The organism is Mediterraneibacter glycyrrhizinilyticus, from assembly GCF_015560805.1.
GTDB classification, from domain to species: domain Bacteria; phylum Bacillota; class Clostridia; order Lachnospirales; family Lachnospiraceae; genus Schaedlerella; species Schaedlerella glycyrrhizinilytica_A.
This window is the reverse complement of sequence record NZ_JADMSO010000003.1, coordinates 198998-219308: the sequence shown is the minus strand read 5'-3', so window position 1 is coordinate 219308 and position 20311 is coordinate 198998. Positions and strand designations below refer to the sequence as shown.

19 protein-coding genes and 1 other RNA gene are annotated in these 20311 nt (G+C 48.2%); 4 read left to right on the top strand and 16 right to left on the bottom strand.

The genetic code is table 11. The features are described 5' to 3' along the window. Nucleotides 1-13: 13 nt before the first annotated feature. On the bottom strand, nucleotides 14-1144 hold the full coding sequence (gene pheA / locus I2H87_RS04640) for a prephenate dehydratase (protein ID WP_009268253.1): 1131 nt from the start codon (nucleotides 1142-1144) through the stop codon (nucleotides 14-16). Between the two features lie 172 nt (nucleotides 1145-1316). Between pheA and I2H87_RS04635 the strand changes: the two genes are divergently transcribed. From I2H87_RS04635 to I2H87_RS04625, 3 genes are read left to right on the top strand one after another with little or no spacing between them, the layout of a single operon-like run. Next, nucleotides 1317-1853, top strand: a complete 537-nt coding sequence (locus I2H87_RS04635; protein WP_009268254.1) for a nitroreductase family protein — start codon at nucleotides 1317-1319, stop codon at nucleotides 1851-1853. 21 nt (nucleotides 1854-1874) lie between these two features. After that, the gene (gene pyrB, locus I2H87_RS04630; RefSeq protein WP_009268255.1) at nucleotides 1875-2795 is read left to right on the top strand and encodes an aspartate carbamoyltransferase; all 921 of its coding nucleotides are present in this window, start codon (nucleotides 1875-1877) and stop codon (nucleotides 2793-2795) included. A gap of 27 nt (nucleotides 2796-2822) precedes the next feature. Next, nucleotides 2823-3266: an aspartate carbamoyltransferase regulatory subunit gene (locus I2H87_RS04625; protein WP_009268256.1), complete on the top strand. Its 444-nt coding sequence runs from the start codon at nucleotides 2823-2825 to the stop codon at nucleotides 3264-3266. 131 nt (nucleotides 3267-3397) lie between these two features. On the opposite strand, the gene I2H87_RS04620 is transcribed toward I2H87_RS04625, so the two are convergent. The 13 genes from I2H87_RS04620 to I2H87_RS04560 form a co-directional block, all read right to left on the bottom strand. After that, the gene (locus tag I2H87_RS04620) at nucleotides 3398-4840 is read right to left on the bottom strand and encodes a DUF1266 domain-containing protein (protein ID WP_195609422.1); all 1443 of its coding nucleotides are present in this window, start codon (nucleotides 4838-4840) and stop codon (nucleotides 3398-3400) included. Nucleotides 4841-5138: 298 nt separating this feature from the next. Further along, nucleotides 5139-6170, bottom strand: a complete 1032-nt coding sequence (locus tag I2H87_RS04615; protein WP_009268258.1) for a 3-deoxy-7-phosphoheptulonate synthase — start codon at nucleotides 6168-6170, stop codon at nucleotides 5139-5141. Nucleotides 6171-6189: 19 nt separating this feature from the next. After that, nucleotides 6190-6673, bottom strand: an RNA gene (rnpB, locus tag I2H87_RS04610) — RNase P RNA component class A. Between the two features lie 13 nt (nucleotides 6674-6686). After that, nucleotides 6687-7196 (bottom strand): ribonuclease HI, encoded by a 510-nt coding sequence (gene rnhA, locus I2H87_RS04605; RefSeq protein WP_054703055.1) that lies wholly within the window; start codon nucleotides 7194-7196, stop codon nucleotides 6687-6689. Between the two features lie 6 nt (nucleotides 7197-7202). Next, a complete protein-coding gene (locus I2H87_RS04600) occupies nucleotides 7203-7913 on the bottom strand; it encodes an MBL fold metallo-hydrolase (protein WP_009268260.1) in 711 nt (236 codons plus the stop codon). After that, entirely contained in the window at nucleotides 7910-8371 is a 462-nt protein-coding gene (locus tag I2H87_RS04595) for a MogA/MoaB family molybdenum cofactor biosynthesis protein (RefSeq protein WP_009268261.1), read from the bottom strand. Before I2H87_RS04595 ends, I2H87_RS04600 begins: the two co-directional genes overlap by 4 nt. 87 nt (nucleotides 8372-8458) lie before the next feature. Next, on the bottom strand, nucleotides 8459-9748 hold the full coding sequence (locus I2H87_RS04590; RefSeq protein ID WP_054703054.1) for an amidohydrolase: 1290 nt from the start codon (nucleotides 9746-9748) through the stop codon (nucleotides 8459-8461). A gap of 48 nt (nucleotides 9749-9796) precedes the next feature. After that, complete coding sequence (locus I2H87_RS04585) at nucleotides 9797-10618, bottom strand: purine-nucleoside phosphorylase (RefSeq protein WP_009268264.1); 822 nt, start codon at nucleotides 10616-10618, stop codon at nucleotides 9797-9799. A gap of 114 nt (nucleotides 10619-10732) precedes the next feature. Then, complete coding sequence (gene spoIVA, locus I2H87_RS04580; RefSeq protein ID WP_195609421.1) at nucleotides 10733-12205, bottom strand: stage IV sporulation protein A; 1473 nt, start codon at nucleotides 12203-12205, stop codon at nucleotides 10733-10735. A gap of 58 nt (nucleotides 12206-12263) precedes the next feature. Then, a complete protein-coding gene (locus tag I2H87_RS04575) occupies nucleotides 12264-13283 on the bottom strand; it encodes an NAD(P)H-dependent glycerol-3-phosphate dehydrogenase (protein ID WP_195609420.1) in 1020 nt (339 codons plus the stop codon). Nucleotides 13284-13314: 31 nt separating this feature from the next. Further along, nucleotides 13315-13947 carry a glycerol-3-phosphate 1-O-acyltransferase PlsY gene (gene plsY / locus I2H87_RS04570; protein ID WP_009268268.1) on the bottom strand — a complete coding sequence of 211 codons (633 nt, stop codon included), beginning with the start codon at nucleotides 13945-13947 and terminating at the stop codon, nucleotides 13315-13317. Between the two features lie 6 nt (nucleotides 13948-13953). Further along, nucleotides 13954-15282 carry a ribosome biogenesis GTPase Der gene (der, locus tag I2H87_RS04565; RefSeq protein WP_117549357.1) on the bottom strand — a complete coding sequence of 443 codons (1329 nt, stop codon included), beginning with the start codon at nucleotides 15280-15282 and terminating at the stop codon, nucleotides 13954-13956. Nucleotides 15283-15291: 9 nt separating this feature from the next. After that, on the bottom strand, nucleotides 15292-16611 hold the full coding sequence (locus I2H87_RS04560) for a DUF512 domain-containing protein (protein WP_009268270.1): 1320 nt from the start codon (nucleotides 16609-16611) through the stop codon (nucleotides 15292-15294). A 224-nt stretch (nucleotides 16612-16835) separates the two neighbouring features. Between I2H87_RS04560 and I2H87_RS04555 the strand changes: the two genes are divergently transcribed. Then, complete coding sequence (locus tag I2H87_RS04555) at nucleotides 16836-18008, top strand: ribose-phosphate pyrophosphokinase (protein ID WP_195609419.1); 1173 nt, start codon at nucleotides 16836-16838, stop codon at nucleotides 18006-18008. Nucleotides 18009-18151: 143 nt separating this feature from the next. Here I2H87_RS04555 and ilvA read toward each other — a convergent pair whose 3' ends face one another. Continuing rightward, a complete protein-coding gene (ilvA, locus tag I2H87_RS04550) occupies nucleotides 18152-19366 on the bottom strand; it encodes a threonine ammonia-lyase (protein ID WP_009268272.1) in 1215 nt (404 codons plus the stop codon). Between the two features lie 2 nt (nucleotides 19367-19368). After that, a complete protein-coding gene (gene ftsY / locus I2H87_RS04545; protein WP_009268273.1) occupies nucleotides 19369-20310 on the bottom strand; it encodes a signal recognition particle-docking protein FtsY in 942 nt (313 codons plus the stop codon). Nucleotide 20311: the final 1 nt, after the last annotated feature.

Below are 20311 nucleotides of genomic sequence, written 5' to 3'. Positions count from 1 at the left end.
TTCTCCGCTCCTTTCAATAATTTCCAAGGATTTTTAAGTTTCTCGCTTCTTCCCGCAGACCTCTGATCGCATTTTTCACAGCCGGATTGGCCAGATTCCCCTCAAAATCCACAAAGAACCGGTATTCCCAGCTTTTTCCCTCCATCGGACGCGATTCGATCCGTGACATATTCAGATCATTGTAAATAAAATGCGAAAGGATCCGGTACAGTGACCCGCTCTCATGCGGCAGTTCAAAACAAATGCTGATTTTCGTCGCTTTTTTTAAAAAGATCTTCTGATTCGTCACAATGATGAATCTTGTATAGTTGTCTTTTTCATTATTGATATGATCTGCCAGCACTTCCAATCCATATACCTGCGCTGCATACGCGCTGCACACGGCAGCCTGAGTCGGATCGTTTTCCTCCAGCACTTTTTTGGCTGCCACCGCCGTATTCACCACGCTGATCTTCTGCCAATCTGCATGTTCATCCAAAAAATGAGACGCCTGCATCAGCGCGATCCCTTTGGAGTAAATCTTTTTCAAATCGGTAAGTTTTGCCCCCGGAAGTCCGGAAAGCGTGTGGGTGATCGGGATGATCGTCTCTCCGACAATGTAATTTTCAAACTCTTCCAAAAGATCATACATCTCGACTACGGATCCTGCCGAGGAATTCTCGATCGGAAGAACAGCATAATCCGCCGCTCCGTCCTCGATCGCTTCCATTGCATCCCGAAATGTATGGACATGGAAACAATTACAGTTTTCTCCGAAATAGTGCTTCATCGCAGCCTGACCGTAAGCACCCTCCGTTCCCTGAAAAACAACACGAGCCGTCTCTTTCTCCAGAGAATCCACTTCGATGAACGGCAGTCTTCCCAATGCCCCCGCCTGAACAAGCTGCCGATACTGCAGTTTCCGGCTCATGGACATCAGCTGCTCATACAATTCCTGAACGCCCTTTTTGTTGAACTCCCCGGATACCTTTGACGCTACATCCGCAAGCTTCGCTTTTTCCCGCGTCTGATCGTATACTTTTTTCCCGGACTGTACTTTATATTCTCCCACCGCCTCACAGACGCGCATCCGTTCTTCATATAAATGCACGATCTGATCGTCGATCGTATCCAGCTGCTTTCTCAGTTCTTCCAGTGTCGCCATTTTCGCCCTCTCCTTTACGCACAAACTAACACACATTATAATACATTTTTTGTGGAAATTCTACTGACAAATTCACACGTCTTTTCCGTCCAAAAGTCGAAAATAGTCTTGAAAATGCACAACAGATAGTATATGATAATTAGGAGAATTTTAGAGACGGAGGTTTTAAGATATGAACGTCAATGAATGTATTCGGAGCCGAAGAAGTATCCGTAAGTACCAGTCCAGACTGGTCGATCATTCTATTATTGATTCTATTGTTTCTGATGCATCTTATTCTCCCTCCTGGAAAAATACGCAGATTACCCGTTATATTGCAATCGAAGATCTTTCCATTCTGGAAACGATTGCCGAACAATTCACCCCAGACTACAATTCAAATATTATCAAACAGATCCCTGTCCTGATTGCGGTCACATTTGTAAAAGGCAGGTGCGGTTTCGAGCGGGACGGTTCCTATACTACGAAAAAGAAAGACCGCTGGCAGATGTTTGATGTGGGAGCAGCCTGTCAGACATTTTGTCTTTCGGCAAAAGACCACGGACTTGGAACGGTGATCATGGGCGTATTTGACGAGGACGGCATTACCGAACTGCTGCAGCTTCCCGATGATCAGGAACTTGCCGCATTGATCGCGCTTGGATACCCGGATATCGATCCGGAAGCACCCAAACGTAAAACGACAGACATTTTACTACAATACCGGTAGACAATACTAAGGAGGTTTTTTATGAGACATTTAATGAGTCCTCTGGATTTTTCCGTGGAGGAACTGGACACACTGCTGGATCTTGCGCAGGATATCGAGGCGCATCCGGATAAGTATGCACATGCATGCGACGGCAAAAAACTTGCCACACTTTTCTATGAGCCGAGTACCCGTACCCGCTTAAGCCACGAAGCCGCGATGCTGAATCTCGGCGGAAGTATTATGGGATTCTCTTCCGCAGACTCCAGCTCTGCCGCAAAGGGAGAAAGCGTTTCCGATACGATCCGCACCATTTCCTGCTATGCGGATATCTGCGCCATGAGACACCCGAAAGAGGGCGCGCCGATGGTAGCCTGCCAGCATTCTTCGATCCCAGTGATCAATGCCGGAGACGGCGGACACCAGCATCCGACCCAGACGCTGACTGACCTTTTGACGATCCGCAATCTGAAAGGTCGTCTGAACAATTTAACGATCGGTCTGTGCGGCGACCTGAAATTCGGTCGTACCGTCCACTCGCTGATCCACGCACTTGTACGCTACACCGGGATCCGTTTTGTACTGATCTCCCCGGAAGAGCTGCGTCTCCCGGATTATATCCGTCAGGATGTGCTCGACAAACAGGAAATCCCTTACCGTGAAGTAGTCCGCCTCGAAGACGCGCTTCCGGAACTGGATATCCTTTATATGACCCGCGTACAGAAAGAACGTTTCTTCAACGAAGAAGATTATGTCCGCATGAAAGATTTCTACATTCTGGACAAAAAGAAAATGCAGCTCGCGCCGGAAGATATGTATGTAATGCATCCGCTTCCGCGTGTCAACGAGATTTCCGTTGAAGTGGACGAAGATCCGCGCGCCGCATATTTCCGTCAGGTTCAGTACGGCGTTTATGTGCGTATGGCATTGATCCTGACACTGCTTGACATTCATGTTGACTAAGCCCACTGGGAAAGAAAGAGGTAAGATATGGTAGAAAATACATTAAGCGTAGGTAAGATTTCCGAGGGATTTGTGCTCGATCACATCGAAGCCGGAAAAAGTATGGAGATTTACAAATATCTGCATTTGGACAAACTGGACTGCTGCGTGGCGATCATCAAAAATGCGAAAAGCAGCAAGATGGGACGCAAAGATATTATGAAGATCGAATGCCCGATCGATTTTATGGATCTGGATATCTTGGGATTCATCGATCACAACATCACAGTCAACATCATCCAGAATGAAAAGATCGTGGAAAAGAAACTGCTCAAGCTTCCGAAAGAGATCAAAAATGTGATCCGCTGCAAAAATCCGCGCTGCATCACATCCATCGAACAGGGACTGGATCATATCTTCGTCCTGACTGATGAGGAAAACCAGGTATATCGCTGCAAATACTGCGAAGAGAAATACCGCAACAATAAATAAATTCCGATCCAAAACACACGTCTTAAGACGCTGTTTAAAAAGAACCCGATGATTTTTATACGAATCACCGGGTCCTTTTTATTGAACTTATTTTTCTTCCTGTTCGACCGAACTCCTGCAAACGCAACCGTCTAATATTTGATATCTGCGAACACGGTATCCAGGATCAATCCCTCTTTGTCGATCATCAATTCTTTTGCTTTGTTATCCGCGTGAGATACTTCCGCCAACAATAAATAGGAATCCCCGATCGGCGCCCATGCATAGTAATCGATCTCATGAATGCTGGTATCATCCAGATTATCATAAAACATGATATAACTCACATCCAGATCACCGACTTTTTTCGTCTGGATCCCGCTGCTTTCGAACACGCCTTTCCCCTCTGCCGACTCTCTTCTCGTCTTTTCCTTACTCAGCGCCGACTCTTCTTCCATTTCCACCATATCCGGAAATTCTTCTTTTGACCGTAATTTATAAGAAACTGACAGATCTACTCCGCCCTCCGGATTCTCCTTTTCAAACAGTACCATTCCCGTGGAGGAATCAAAATCTTCCTGCCACACATAGTCCTCCGGAAGACGTACTTTCACCTCACCTAATTCTCCTGCTTTTACAGAAACATAACCGGCTTTTGCATCATCCTTATCTTCTTTTTCTTTTGCCTTAGCTCCGTCTTTCCATGTATTTTCCAACTTGGTGTCATAAGGAACTGTATAAGGACCGGATTCCATATTTTTTAATTCCTCATAAACCTCCCAGCGTTTCTGGCTGTCATAATCATCCGTCCGTTCCCCTTTCCAGAACGAATATCCATAAAGATAACTTTCAGCCACGCCATCCCAATTTTCGTATGTTTTCTGCAGTTCCTGCGCGATCGGAAGTGACAGATCCAGGCACTCTTCCAGATTGATGTACTCTGCCTGATAACAATCTCCCAATATCTGAAGCGCCCGACAGTAATCCCAACCGTCAATGCCGTTTTCGCCATATTTCTGATATGCTTCATATGCAGTCTGATACTTGCAGACCTCTTCCTCCGACAAGGAATCGTATCCTGCGATCTCTACCATGGCTTCTCCGGAGCTCAATTCTAAAATCCCTGCCTTTTTCAGTTCACTGACCGCCTCTTTGTATTGCTTTCGATGTCCCTCTTCCAGAAGATCTTCCAATGTATCTTCCACATCCTTCCGGTCATAGATCCCCCAGCCTCCTGCCAGAGCTTCTTTCACCTCTTCCCGATACCACTCCCGGTCATCGCCTGCCAATCCGCCGACCACCTCCAGCGATTTGTCATTATATGCGGAATAGATCGCATACGCGGAACACATCCAACGGATCGTGTCGCTATTGACGTCCCGCTGTTCAAAAGAAGCCGGTTTGTATTCTCCCTCTAAAGAAATGGAAGCTTTTTCCGCATCCTTTCTCTCTTTTTCCATATCCTTTTGTTCTGCTTCTTCCCGCCTGTTTTCTTTTGGCTCCTCCGGCGTTGCCCCACATGCGCAAAAGGAGAGTCCTACTGTCACTGCCGTCGCAACGGACAGAAGTCGTGTGATCATTCTTTTCTTACTCATGTCGTTGTGTTCTCCTGTTCTTAATATACTGATATCTGTATTATACCTACCCGGGTTCTGTCACGCAAGCAATACAAGACGGATTTTCATACAAATTTTCCATCAATCACCGGAAGTGCCAAAAGGCACATTCCGGGATTGTAAGCAGTCGCCAAGGTCTCGGGCAAGCCCGGACTTTGGCTCGTCGTCTATACAAAAAAAGACCATTACCTCCGGCAGGAATCCATATCCCTTTCGGATATATCTCCGCCAAAATCAATGGTCTTCTCTCTATCCTATGATTCCATAGAAAAATAAATCAACACTGCTCCGCGATCTCGAAGATCAGTCGCTCGGTATCTTCCCATCCAAGACATGGATCGGTAATCGATTTTCCATATACGCGCTCATTTCCGATACTCTGACAGCCCTCTTCCAGATAACTCTCGATCATCAATCCTTTGATCAATGTCTTCAGTTCCGGATTGTAGTTCCGGCTGTGCATGATCTCCATCGCGATCCGGATCTGTTCCTTGAACTGCTTGTTGGAGTTGGAGTGGTTCGTATCGATCACTGCCGCCGGATTCTTCAGATCCATCTTCTGATACATTTCCAGAAGCCGTACCAGATCCTCATAATGGTAGTTCGGATTGCATGTGCCGTACTTGTCAACGCCGCCGCGCAGGATCACATGCGCCAGATCATTCCCGTCTGTCGTCACATCCATTCCACGATAAATAAATGTATGCGAGCTCTGTGCCGCCACAACAGAATTCAGCATCACAGAAAAATCTCCGCTTGTCGGGTTCTTCATTCCGATCGGAATATCCATACCGCTTGCCGTCAGACGATGCTGCTGGTTCTCCACAGACCGCGCGCCGATCGCCTCATATGAAAGCACGTCATCCAGATAACTTCTGTTCTCCGGATACAACATCTCGTCTGCTGCGGTCAACCCACTCTCTTTGATCGCACGAATATGCATTTTACGGATCGCAATGATCCCTGCATACAGATCCGGCGCCTGATCCGGTTCCGGCTGGTGCAGCATCCCTTTATATCCGGCTCCGGTCGTTCTCGGTTTATTCGTATAGATCCGCGGAATGATCATCAAGCGGTCAGAAACCTTTTCATTCACCTTTGCCAGACGGTTTACATATTCACAGACCGCATCTTCATTGTCCGCAGAACACGGTCCTACCAATACGATAAATTTATCCGATGCTCCGGTAAAAATATCCCGGATCTCCTTATCGCGTTTTTCTTTGATCTCTGTAATCTCTTTTAAAAGCGGATATTCTGCTTTCAGCTCTGCCGGAAGCGGAAGTTTCTCATTCAGTCTCATTCCCATATCTGTCTCTCCTCTTCTGTGGTTAAGCAAGACGATAAGCCGGGTTATGTCGTTGGACAATCATCTATCTAGGTCCGATGTCGCCACCGGACTCAAGCGACCTACCTAAAGCGTGACGGGCAGCCACATTGCTTTTTTCCGGTCTTGCTTCGGATGGGGTTTACATGTGCCCTCGCTGTTACCAGAGAGGCGGTAGTCTCTTACACTGCCTTTCCACCCTTACGCCAGATAAGTACCGCAGAAACCGGAGGCGCAAAGCGCTATCGGTTACGCGGCATTCGCCGTATACCTGCCCGGCAGAAAGCTTATCCATGTAAGCAAGCTTACGGAAAAACTTTCTGCCAGACAAGCTGCACGGCTCATTGCTGACGCGGTATATTTCTGTTGCACTGGCCTTGGAGTCACCTCCACCGGACGTTATCCGGCATCCTGCCCTGTGAAGCCCGGACTTTCCTCGTCTGCTGCCTTTCGGCAACTACAGCCGCGATTGTCTGTCTTACTTAACGCACGAAGATATTATACGCTGATTCCTGCTGTTTGTCCAATCTTTTTTTCAAGTCCCTCGTCCACGATCCGTGCATTTCCGTCTGCCGCTGTCGTTGCCAGTTCATCACACCGCTCGTTCTGCGGATGACCGGCATGTCCTTTTACCCAGTGGAATGTCACTTGATGCTTCTCCTTTGCCGCAAGCAGCCGTTTCCAGAGATCCACATTTTTCACCGGTTCATTTTTCCCGCGTTTCCATCCCTTTTTCAGCCACCCGTCGATCCAGTGCTGGTTAAACGCATCCACGACATATTTGGAATCCGAATAAATCTCCACGACACAGGGACGGTTCAACGCTTCCAATCCTGCGATCACTGCGGAGAGCTCCATCCGGTTATTCGTCGTCCGCACATACCCCTGCGAAAGTTCTTTCGTATGCAGTACGCCTTTCGTATCCACATACTCCAACACAGCGCCGTATCCGCCCGGTCCGTCCGGATTGCCTCTTGCCGCGCCGTCGGTATATAATTTCACCTGCATGTTTCTTCACCTTTCCAGATCAAAAATCTGCCCCTCCCGCTCAATTCGGATCATACGTTCCCGATATGCTTCGGTACACGCCTCCGAATCCAGCCGGTCAAAAATTTCATATTCTCCCCAAAAATGCATCGGAAATACATTTTTCGTCCTTGTCTGCCGCATAAAATAATCCAATCCCCAACAGTACTGCTCCCCCAGTCTTGGATCCACCGGAACAAACGCCGCGTCGATCTCCATATGATCCAGCTTATCGATCTCTCTCTGATAATTACGGCGCATCATTCGGTTGAACGGCTCTTCCTCTTCCTCCCAATGCCACCAGTTCAAATCTCCGGCATGGTAGATCCTCTTTCCCCGGTACGAAACAAGATACGCTACACCCTCATCTGTGGAACGCAAAGTCCGGATCTTACAGCCTGCCGCTTCATACTCTCCTCCCGGTACCGTCAAGATCAGACGATCCTCCGAAAGTTTCACTTTTGGTTCTTTTGGAATTTTGATTTCCTCCGGAAGAATATAATACGTCTCTTTTTCTCTTTCCGCCAATCGGAAAATTTCCTTTTTATAATGATCGTAATGCCCATGGCTTACAAAAACAAATAGCTGTTTTTCTCTGTCTATATCGGGAATTTCTCCTTTATAATAGTCAAACAAAAAACAAGCGTCATCCATCTCCACCAAAAAGCCGCTGTGGCTCAAATAAGTAACCCGCATCATAAATTCAACGTCTCCATCACCTGTATGATCTGCGGCAGTACATACTCTAATCCCTCTTTCGCCAGTTTCGGACTTGCCGGAAGATTCAGCATCACCGTGCCGCTGCATATCCCTGCCTGGGACCGGTCCAGCATCACTTTCTTGGAATAACGCATATTATAAGCGCGCATCTGCTCCGGTATCCCCGGGAGCAGGCGTTCCGCCGCGTCTTCCACCGCTTCCGGCGCACAGTCCCTTTTCAGAAATCCGTTCGCCCCAACCGTCAGGATCAGCTGGACCGAACCGTTTTCGGAAAGCTGCCGCATCACCGCCGAGACAACTGCGCGGTCCTCCGGAAGCACTCCCGATTTCACTTCCAGACCAACCTGTTCCAACAACCGCGTTAATACCGCACTCTCCGAACTGTTTTTCTTCTCTTTATACATTCTCGTATTGATCGTAAATATTGCTGCTTTCAATCATTCGTACCCCTTTCACGATTCTCCCTCAATTTTCCTTACCCAAAGCGAACACTTTCAATACAAAAGTGTTCGCTTTGGGTACGCTTATTCTCCAAGTATTTTCTGCGCGATCTCATTTGCTTTTTCAAAAATTTCTTCTTTTGGACAATCCAGATAGAACTCCCCATCCTGATACAGCACATTTCCGCCTACCATCGTCATTTTGACATTCTGCTTGGAACCGCTGTACACAAGATTTTTCTCCAGATTCCGAAGCGGCTGCATATTCGGCTGGTTCAGATCGATCAGGATCAGATCGGCTTTCTTTCCTGCCTGAATACAGTCACATTCCGACAGCCCCATGGCATGAGCTCCTCCTGTCGTCGCCATCTTCAAAACCTCGATCGCCGGAACCGCCTCCGGATCTTCGCAAACTGCTTTCTGCAGTCCGGTCGTCAAAAACATCTCCCGGAACATATCCAGGCAGTTATTGCTTGCCGGTCCATCCGTTCCGATCGCCAGCGGGATTCCCTCTTCCAGATACCGCTTGATCGGCGCGATCCCGCTCGCCAGCTTTAAGTTGGATGCCGGATTCGTCACGACATAGATTCCCCGCTCCCGAATGATACGGAAATCATCCTCATCCATATGAACGCCGTGAAATAAAGTGCCGCCGTATTCAAACAATCCCAGAGAATCCATATACGCTACCGGAGTCATTCCGCTGTGTGCGCGGCACTCTTCCACTTCTTTTCTCGTCTCGGAACAATGCACCGATACCGGCGCCTGATATTTATGTGCCAGAGCTGCCACTTCTTCCATTAATTCTCTGCTCGTCGTATACTCTGCATGAAATCCGATCCGATGACTGATCTGTCTCTTTTCATCTGTATTAAACCGCAGATAATCTTTCTCCATCTGCGCGACCGTTCCGCCGAAATTATTGATGCTGTCACAAAATACATAACGGAAACCACAGTCCTTTGCCGCGCGCGCGCCGTCGTCCATATAAAAATACATATCGTATGCCGACGTGATCCCGCTTGTCAGATATTCCATGATCGCAAGCTTTGTAAACCAGTAGACCGCTTCTCCGTCCAGTTTTGCTTCCGCAGGAAACACCTGCTTGTTCAGCCAGTCATCCAGCTTCATGTCGTCTGCGTGGGATCTTAAAAATGTCATTGCGGAATGGGTATGGGCATTTTTAAATCCCGGCATCAGAAGATTTCCCTGTCCGTCGATCTCTCGATCCCACTTCGGCACATTTCCTCCGGTTGTTTCCGGACCTTGTCCCACATAGGTGACCATATCGCCCTCGATCCAGACTTCTCCCTGAAAAATCGACCTGTTTTCTTCCATCGTGAGGATCCTCACATTATAAATCCGTGTATTCATATCGCTTTTCTCTACTGTCCTTTCTCTGAAATCTCCTTATTACTCTGCTTAAAATTTACCGATGACCTTTGTCACAAGCCGTTCAAATTCTTCCGCCCGTTTGTTGGCGATCGTCTGCACATCCAAATGACTCAGTTCTTCCTCAGAAAGTCCGCTTGCCATATTCGAAATACAGGAAATACCGCATACGCGGACTCCTGCATGGCGTGCGGCGATCGCCTCACATGCCGTACTCATTCCGACCGCATCTGCGCCCACAAGACCGTACATCCGGATTTCTGCCGGGCTTTCAAAGTTCGGTCCCGTCGTCTGCAGATAAACCCCCTCACGGATCTCGATCTGCTCTTCTTTTGCCGTATCCCGGATCAACTGCTGCAGCTTTAGATCGTAAATGTGGGTCATATCCGGAAAACGATCTCCCAGTTCCGATACATTTTCCCCGATCAGCGGAGATGGTGCGAAACTGGAGATCTGATCTGTGATCATCATAAAATCTCCTACATGGAACGCACGGTTGATCCCGCCGGATGCATTCGTCAGAAACAGCACTTCGATCCCGAGCATCTTCATCAGACGGGTCGGGAGCACAACTTCCTCCATCGAATATCCCTCATAATAATGAACGCGCCCTTTCATCACAACCGCCGGGACATCCCCGATATATCCAAATAAAAATCGTCCGTCATGTCCCTCCACAGTCGAAACCGGAAATTCCGGAATATCTCCGTACGGGATCTCGCATATGATCTTCATGTTTCTCGCATAATTGCCAAGTCCGGATCCCAGGATCAGACCTACTTTCGGCTGAAAATCTGTCACAGTTCTGCAATATTCATAGCATGCTTTTAATTTTTCAAACGGTTTACTCATCTGTATCATTCTCCTTTTTCTCGAAAAGTCCCAAAATCCCCTCAAATACCATACATTTCATTATAACGTTTTCCCTGCGGTCTCACAAGGGGAATTTTCCGGAAATTCCCCTGTTCAGATAATAATACAGACCAGACCGCCGTTGCTGTCGTTGACGATCTTCTGCATCGTATCCTGCAGTTTTACCTGACTCTCTTCGTTGATCATCAGAATTTTATTTTTCATACCGTCCATTACAAGTTCTTCTACGGATTTTCCGAAAATATTTGTTGACCAGACGCCCTCATCCGATTCGCTTTCCGATTTAATATAAGCAGCCAGATCTTCCGCCTGTTTTTCATTCCCGACGATCGGCGCGATATCCGTCTCAATATTGGCGCGGATCATATGGATCGACGGTGCTTCCGAATGGATCTTCACCCCATATTTATTTCCCTGCCGTATGATCACCGGTTCTTCCAGCACAACTTCTTCTTTTTTCGGGCTCACAACGCCATACCCTTTCATCCGCACATCCGCAAATGCATCTTTGATCTGCGTATATTCTTCTTTCATAGACGCAAGCTCTTTCATAACGGAAATCAACTCATATTCCCCATGGATCTTCGTTCCGGTCAGTTCGCTGAGCACTTCATAGTAAAATTTTTCTGCAAATTGGATCCGTACCGTAACATTTCCGGTTCCCATCTCGATCTTTTCCACCGCGATTTTCTCTATGTATGTCGTTTCCTGTTTCGGTATCCCTCTCACCGCTCCCCGGATGTCCTGAAGCTGCTGCATCAGATTCTGCACCGTATGCAGAAGTTCCTGTTTGATCGGATGCTCGATGGACAGCATTTCCACCCACTTCGGCAAATAAAAAGCGACCTCGGAAACCGGAAATTCATAAAGGACCCTGCGCATGATCTCATGAATATCTTCCACTTTCATCTGTTCACAATTGAGCGCGACAACCGAAACGCCGTATTTTTCCTCCAGCGACCTCTGCAGCGCTTTTGCCTCCTCGGTGTACGGCTTTTTACAGTTCAAAAGAATCAGAAACGGCTTTCCGATCGACTGCAGTTCCCGCACGGTCTTTTCTTCCGCCGCCACATAATTTTCCCGAGGCAGTTCCCCGATGCTCCCGTCTGTCGTGACAACGATCCCGATCGTCGAATGATCATGGATCACTTTCTGCGTGCCGATCGCAGCCGCTTTTGTAAACGGGATCTCATAGTCGAACCACGGTGTTTTTACCTGTCGCTCCTGATCATTTTCGATATGTCCCGATGCCCCCTCCGCCATAAATCCGACACAGTCGATCAGCCTCACTTTCACTTCCAGATCTTCCGTCAGCCGGACTGCCGCCGCTTCTTTCGGCACAAATTTCGGCTCGGTCGTCATCACCGTCGTGCCGGACGCCGACTGCGGGAGTTCGTCTTTTGTACGTTCTCTGGCATGTTCATCGGTTATGTTCGGAAGCACGAGCAGATCCATAAAACGTTTGATAAAGGTTGACTTGCCTGTCCGCACCGGTCCGACTACTCCGATATAAATTTCCCCGTTCGTACGCGCGTTCATATCTTTGTATAGCTGAAATGAATCCATAAAAATACCCCCTTGTTCTGCTGATACCAATGTATGCAAAAACAAGAGGGTTTATTCTCTATTTTTCTTCCGGCCACGGCAGGGAATCGTGTTCGCTTCTGGATTCTCTCTGCATCAGTTCATCCACCGCTTCCGCCGGGTTCTTTCCGTCGAAAAGAACGGCGTTGACCTGTGTAACGATCGGCATGGAGACATCATATTTTTCCGCAAGCTTTGCCGCTGCTTTTGCGGAGTAAACGCCCTCCACGACCATCTGCACTTCGTCCATTGCTTCTTTCATATTCTTTCCCTGGCCGATCAGATAACCGGCTCTGCGGTTTCTGCTGTGTACACTCGCGCAGGTTACGATCAGATCTCCGATCCCGGTCAGCCCGGTAAATGTCTGGATCTGTCCGCCCATCTTCACACCGAGGCGCGCGATCTCCGCAATTCCTCTCGTGATCAGCGCTGCTTTCGTATTATCTCCATAACCGAGTCCGTCTGCGATTCCCGCCGCAAGCGCGATCACATTTTTCAGGGAGCCTCCCAGTTCGATTCCAAGAATGTCCGGACTTGTATAGACACGGAACACCTTGCTGATAAACAATTCCTGCAGATATTCCGCGGTCTTTCGCGTGGATGCGCCGATCACACAGGTTGTCGGAAGTTTTCTTCCCACTTCCTCCGCATGGCTCGGACCGGACAATACCGCCACATCCGCCTGCGGAATCTCCTGACGGATCTGCTCGGAAAGGGTCAGAAGCGTATCCTCCTCGATTCCCTTTGCCACGTCCACAATGATCTGTCCCTCCACGATATACGGAGCCATCTTTTTCGCAGTCGCTCGTGTAAACGGAGACGGAACCGCAAGTACAAGAACATCTTTTTCATGCACTGCCGCCTCCAGATTGCCTGTGATCACCATATCTTCCGAAAGTTTTACGCCCGGAAGCTTCTTCTTGTGCTCCCGTTCTTCGGCGAGCATCTTCACTTCTTCCGGGTCGATGGACCAGATCGTCACCTGATGTCCATTGTCATGCAACAAAACCGACAGCGCCGTCCCCCAGCTTCCGGCGCCGATCACACCTACATTTGCCATATTCGTTCTCCTTTTGCACTCCTCTGTTCATTTATTTCTTTTTTGAGCCAAACCGGTTCTCTTCGCCCGCAAGAAGCCGCTTTATATTCTCCCGGTGCCGTATCCATGCAAGCGCCATGATCACACCGGCAAGCAGATATAATTCCGGCAGATATTTCGCGCCAAGATCCAGATTTCCCTGTACCCCAAACAACACGATTTCTAGAAAAAACATCGTTGCCGCAAGTAAAGATCCGAGAGAGACGTACCGCGTAAAGATCACTGCGATCAGAAATGCCGCAAGCGGAACCGGCACGAGCAAAAATCCGGTGGAAACGACAAGCCCTGCCAGCACTGCGATCCCTTTTCCGCCTTTAAATTTCAGATAAAACGGAAAATTATGTCCAAGCGTCGCTCCAAATCCGGCGTACATCCCGAGAAGCAGCGTCATATCCGTATCACGATATAAATATCGGACAAGCAGTACCGCCAGCACACATTTCAGAACGTCTCCGGCAAATGTCATGGCTCCGGCTTTCCATCCCATCACGCGCACGGCGTTGGTGGAACCCGCATTTCCGCTTCCTTGCTTGCGTATATCAATATGCTTGATCTTTCCGACGATATATCCGGTCTGGAACAGACCGAACACATATCCGATCAATAGACAGATGACTCGTTCCATAACTTTTTACTGCTCCTTTTCCTTTCTCTCACGTATAAAGAATTTCAAAGATGTCCCACGAAATCCGAATGCTTCACGGATCTTATTTTCCAGATACCGCGTATAAGAAAAATGCATCAGTTCTTTGTCATTGACAAAGATCACAAACGTCGGCGGTTTCACGGCTACCTGTGTAATATAGTACAATTTCAGACGTTTTCCCTTATCTGACGGCGGCTGCTGCATCGCAACGGCTTCCGTCATGATCTCATTGAGCACACCGGTTGCCACACGCAGCGTCTGGTTTGCGATCACCATATCGATCATATCGTACAATTTGTGGAGACGCTGCCCGGTCTTTGCCGACACATACATGATCTCTGCATACGGCATAAACGAAAGGATCTGACGTACTTTCGATTCGTACTCGCGCATCGTCTTGTCATTTTTCTCAATGGCGTCCCATTTGTTGACTACAATAATGATTCCTTTTCCCCGCTCATGTGCGATCCCTGCGATCTTTGCATCCTGTTCGGTCACACCCTCCACGGCGTCGATCACCATCAAGACCACATCCGCACGTTCCACAGCGGTCACAGTCCGGATAATGCTGTAACGCTCCAGTTCCTCTTTGATCTTATTCTTCCGCCGCAGTCCTGCCGTATCGATGAAAATATATTCTTTCCCGTCGTGCACCACATCCGTATCGATCGCATCCCGGGTCGTGCCCGCGATATCCGATACGATCACGCGGTTTTCTCCGACCAGCTTATTGATGATCGAAGATTTGCCTACATTCGGTTTCCCGACGATCGCGATCCTCGGACGCTCGTCTTCTTCCTCTTCCTCGGTCTTCTCCGGGAAATGTGCGCATACCGCATCCAGCATATCGCCGAGTCCCAGGCGGGAAGACGCGGAGATCGGAACCGGATCTCCGATGCCCAGATTATAAAATTCATACACATCCGGCATAAATTTGTCAAAGTTATCCACTTTGTTCACAGTCAGGATCACCGGTTTTCCCGAACGGCGGAGCATGTCTGCCACTTTAGAATCCGCATCCTGCAAGCCCTGACGAACGTCAGTGATGAAAATGATGACATCCGCCGTATCGATCGCGATCTGCGCCTGCTCCCGCATCTGGGACAAAATAATATCCCGGCTCTCCGGTTCGATCCCTCCGGTATCGATCAGTGTAAATTCCCGATCCAGCCATGAGACATCCGCATAGATCCGGTCCCGGGTCACTCCCGGTGTATCTTTGACAATGGAGATCATCTCTCCCGCCAATACATTAAATAAGGTGGACTTTCCTACGTTCGGTCTGCCCACGATCGCAACTACTGGTTTATTCATTGTTCTTTTCTACCTTTCTTCTCTTCCAAGAACCGTATCTAACAAGTTCTGACCGCTTGATTTTACAATATTCAGCGGCTCTTGTAAAGTCTTCTCCACATCGGCGACGGTATAATCATCCAGAAAGACGTCTTCGTCCACCCGGAGCATATTGCACGGGATCAGCAGACGTTCTCCAAGCTTCTGCCCTTTCAGCTGTGCCGTCAGATCCTGTCCGGTCACAAGTCCCGACACCGTGATACGCTCCCCGAAGAAATCATTCCGGATCGGGTAAACATGTACGGTCGTATCGGGAAATTTTTCTTTCATCTGTTCCATCAACGTACAGATCGTCGGATATGCCAGCTTTCCGGTTGCAAGCGACAGTTCCCGGACTTCGTTGTCTCCCTGTTCTGCCGCCAGCGCCTCCGTAAATTCATTGTGCAGAAGACGCAGCATACCGACGCCGTTTTCCAGCTGCAGATATCCGTCATACCGCTCTTCTTCCGGCAGTTCCCGTCCTGCCAGCAGATACCACTCGTCGCTGGCATGTACGACATGCTTTCCATATTGCTCATAAAGAGTCTTCTGCCACCGCTCGATCGTGTCGATCACTGCTTCGGCATCTTCTTTGCCAAACGGCTCCAACGGTTCCAGACCGTCCCGGTATTTGCTGAGTCCAACCGGAACGACTGAAACGCTTTGCAGATTCGGAAGATAACGGGTCAGTTCCCGGATGCTGTATTCCAATTCGTCCCCGTCATTGATCCCTTTGCAAAGGACGATCTGTCCGTTCATCTCAATCCCCGCCTCATAGAGTATATCCGCCTTTTTCAGCGATTCTCCCGCGAAACGGTTGTGCAGCATCCGGCAGCGCAGCTCGGGATTCATCGTCTGGAACGAAATATTGATCGGCTCCAGACGGTATTTTATGATCCGCTCGATGTCATGTTCACTCATATTCGTCAGCGTCACATAATTCCCCTGCAAAAATGACAATCGGGAATCATCGTCTTTGAAATACAATGTCTCACGCATCCCCGGCGGCATCTGGTCGATAAAGCAGAAGATACATCTGTTGTGACAGTGCCGGTACTGATCCATCAGCCCCTCTTCAAACTCCATCCCGAGATCTTCGTATTCTTCTTTCCCGATTTCCAGTTCCCACTGCTCGCCGTCCGCCTTTTCGATCAACAGCAGCAGTTCCTCTTCTTCTATATAATAACGATAGTCAAAAATGTCTTCGATTTCCTGTCCGTTCACCGTCAGAAGTTTATCGCCCGGTTCGATTCCCATCTCCCAGGCAATTCCGCCCTCTTCCACAGAACGGATCTTATGTTCATGCGCCATAAAATTCTCCTTGTTCCTTTCATTTCCCCCTGCTTTTCCCTTTCCGTAAAGTATACCACACTTTTTTTCACTTTAGAAGCACAGAAAAACCTTTGATTTTCTCCGGTTCTGCAATCTCCTTACAGAATTGCTTGAATTTCAACATAAAAAATGATATAACCATATTGGAAAACCTGAATAATCAGATTGCATATCTGCAAAATACGAAATCACAGGAGAAAAACATGCCTAATATTGAATTAATCGAAAAAATGCTTCCGGTAGCACCTTTAAAAATTGCTGCTATGGAAAGTTGTAGCGAACTCGGTCAGAAAGTAAATGACTATATTGTTTCTTTCCGGCAGAACACGATCAATGAAGTAACAGAATCCCCGATTTATGTGAATTATCGTTCCAACAATTATCTTGTAGATTGTGCCTGCCCTCGTTTTGGAAGCGGAGAGGCAAAAGGTATTTTAAAAGAAACGATCCGCGGAACGGATTTATTTATCATGACGGATGTATGTAATTATAGTCTGACATACACTGTAAACGGACATTTAAACCATATGTCACCGGATGACCATTATCAAGATCTGAAACGTATCATTTCGGCTGCGACCGGAAAAGCGCATCGTATCAACGTCATTATGCCGTTCCTTTATGAAAGCCGTCAGCACAAACGTACAAAACGTGAATCTCTGGACTGCGCACTTGCTCTGCAGGAACTGATCTCCATGGGAGTCAGCAGTATCCTTACATTCGATGCTCACGACCCGCGTGTGCAGAACTCTATTCCGCTGTACGGTTTTGACAGTTTTAACCCGCCGTACCAGTTTATGAAAGCATTGTTCCGTGCTGTACCGGATTTCAAAGCAGACAAAGAACATCTGATGATCATCAGCCCGGACGAGGGCGCGATGCACCGCGCCGTATATTTTTCAAACGTACTCGGTGTCGATATGGGTATGTTCTACAAACGCCGTGACTATTCAACCGTTGTCAATGGCAAGAACCCGATCGTTGCCCATGAATTCCTCGGCGACGACGTAACCGGAAAAGACGTCATCATCGTAGACGATATGATCTCTTCCGGTGAAAGTATGCTGGACGTTGCAAAACAGCTAAAAGAGCGTCATGCGGCAAGAGTGTTTGTCTGCACAACATTCGGATTGTTCACCGAGGGATTCGATAAATTCGATGAATATCACGAAAAAGGATACATTGACAAGGTCATCACAACAAACCTCACTTATCTTCCTCCGGTTGTCAAAGAAAAGCCTTACTTTGTCACCGCAGATATGAGCAAATTCCTTGCCTTGATCGTGGATTCTTTGAATCACGACCTGACGATCGGCGCGGTATTAAATCCGACCGACAAGATCCATGCACTGCTGAAGAAATATAATCAGATTTAATTTTCAAGACCATGACAAAAAGGATCGCGTTCTCATCTCCTCTGATGAAAACAGGATCCTTTTTCTTTTACAAATTTTTATAACTCAGCCAATACCCAAAGTGAACACTTTTAAACCAGTATTGAAAGTGTTCGCTTTGGGTATTAATACAACTTCGCGCTGATCAGTTTCGGACGGAACCCTTTTGCTTCCAGTGCATCCAGAATACGATGCTTATGTTCGGTTCCGAATGCCTCCATCGTAATACGAAGTTCCACAGCCGCGTTCCGGTTCGTGCTGACAAACTGGTTATGCTCCAGTTTGATCACGTTGCCCTGTGCATCTGCGATCGTTGCCGCCACACGCACCAGTTCGCCCGGCTTGTCCGGAAGAAGCACCGATACGGAGAAGATCCGGTCTCTCTGGATCAGACCATGCTGTACGATCGAAGACATCGTGATCACATCCATATTGCCGCCGCTTAATACGCAGACTACTTTCTTTCCTTTGCAGTCAAGCTGCTTTAACGCTGCAACAGAAAGCAGTCCGGAATTTTCCACGATCATCTTATGATTCTCAACCATATCCAGAAATGCGCCGATCAGTTCGTCATCTTCCACCTGCAGGATTTCATCGACATTTTCCTGTACATACGGGAAGATCTTTTCTCCGACCCGCTTCACTGCGGTACCGTCTGCGATCGTATCTGCACTGTCCAGAGAGACAACCTCCCCGGCCGCAAGAGCCGCGGTCATGCTGGCTGCCGCCGCCGGCTCCACGCCGATCACCTTGATCTTTGGGTTCAGCATTTTTGCCAAAGTGGACACGCCTGTCACCAGTCCGCCTCCGCCGATCGGCACCAGAATGTAATCCACGGTCGGCAGTTCCTGTACGATCTCCATTGCGATCGTTCCCTGTCCGGTCGCCACATCCAGATCGTCAAACGGATGCACGAATGTATATCCGTGCTTTTCTGCCAATTCATATGCATATGCGCAGGCGTCGTCATAGACATCCCCATGTAGAACCACCTCGGCACCGTAACTCTTTGTCCGGTTCACTTTGATCAGCGGAGTGATCGTCGGCATCACGATCGTCGCCTTACATCCAAATGCTTTCGCCGCATAGGCAACTCCCTGCGCATGGTTTCCGGCAGATGCCGTGATCAGACCTCTTGCACGTTCTTCCTCTGTCATCGTACTGATCTTGTAATATGCGCCGCGCAGTTTGTATGCGCCGGTATGCTGCATATTTTCCGGTTTCAGGTATACTTTTCCGCCTGCCTGTTCACTTAAGTATTCGCTGTAAATCAACTTGGTAGGATTCGTCACACGTTTTACGATCTCGCTGGCTTCCTCAAATTTTTCTAATGTCAACATGGTTATTCCTCCTTGCTCTCTTCCCGATAGAATAATGCGTTTACAAATTCATCCGCGTCAAATTTCTGCAGATCGTCAATGCCCTCTCCGACGCCGATATATTTCACCGGAATTCCCAGTTCTGCCTGGATTGCAACGGCGATTCCGCCTTTTGCTGTTCCGTCCATCTTTGTCAGGATCACTCCTGTAATATCTGCCACTTCATTAAATTCTTTTGCCTGATTCAGTGCATTCTGTCCGGTCGTCGCATCCAGTACAACTAAAGTTTCCCGGTATGCTTCCGGATATTCCCGATCGATGACACGGTTGATCTTCTTCAATTCTTCCATCAGATTCTTTTTGTTGTGCAGACGTCCTGCAGTATCGCAGAGCAGGATATCCGCTCTTCTTGCTCTCGCTGCTGCCACCGCGTCAAATACGACTGCCGCCGGGTCGGAACCCTCCTGACCGCCGATCATCTCCACCTGTGCACGGTTCGCCCACTCTTTCAACTGTTCCCCCGCCGCCGCACGGAACGTATCCGCCGCCGCGAGGATCACTTTTTTATGTTCCGCACGGAATTTTCCCGCCAACTTTCCGATCGTTGTCGTCTTGCCGACTCCATTGACCCCGATCACAAATACAACGGACTGCTTTTCTTCAAATTCATATGCCGTCTCGCCCACATCCATCTGCTCTTTGATACTGTCGATCAAAAGCTGACGGCACTCGATCGGTTCTTTGATATGCTGTGCTTTTACTTTCTCCCGAAGATCTTCGATGATCTCCATCGTCGTATGCACGCCGAGATCTCCCATGATCAATGTCTCTTCCAATTCCTCATAAAAATCCTCGTCTATATGGGAAAATCCATGAAAAATACTGTCCATGCCCGATACGATATTATCTCTCGTCTTTGTCAGCCCGGACACGAGCCGCTTAAAAAACCCTTGTTTCTCTTCCATT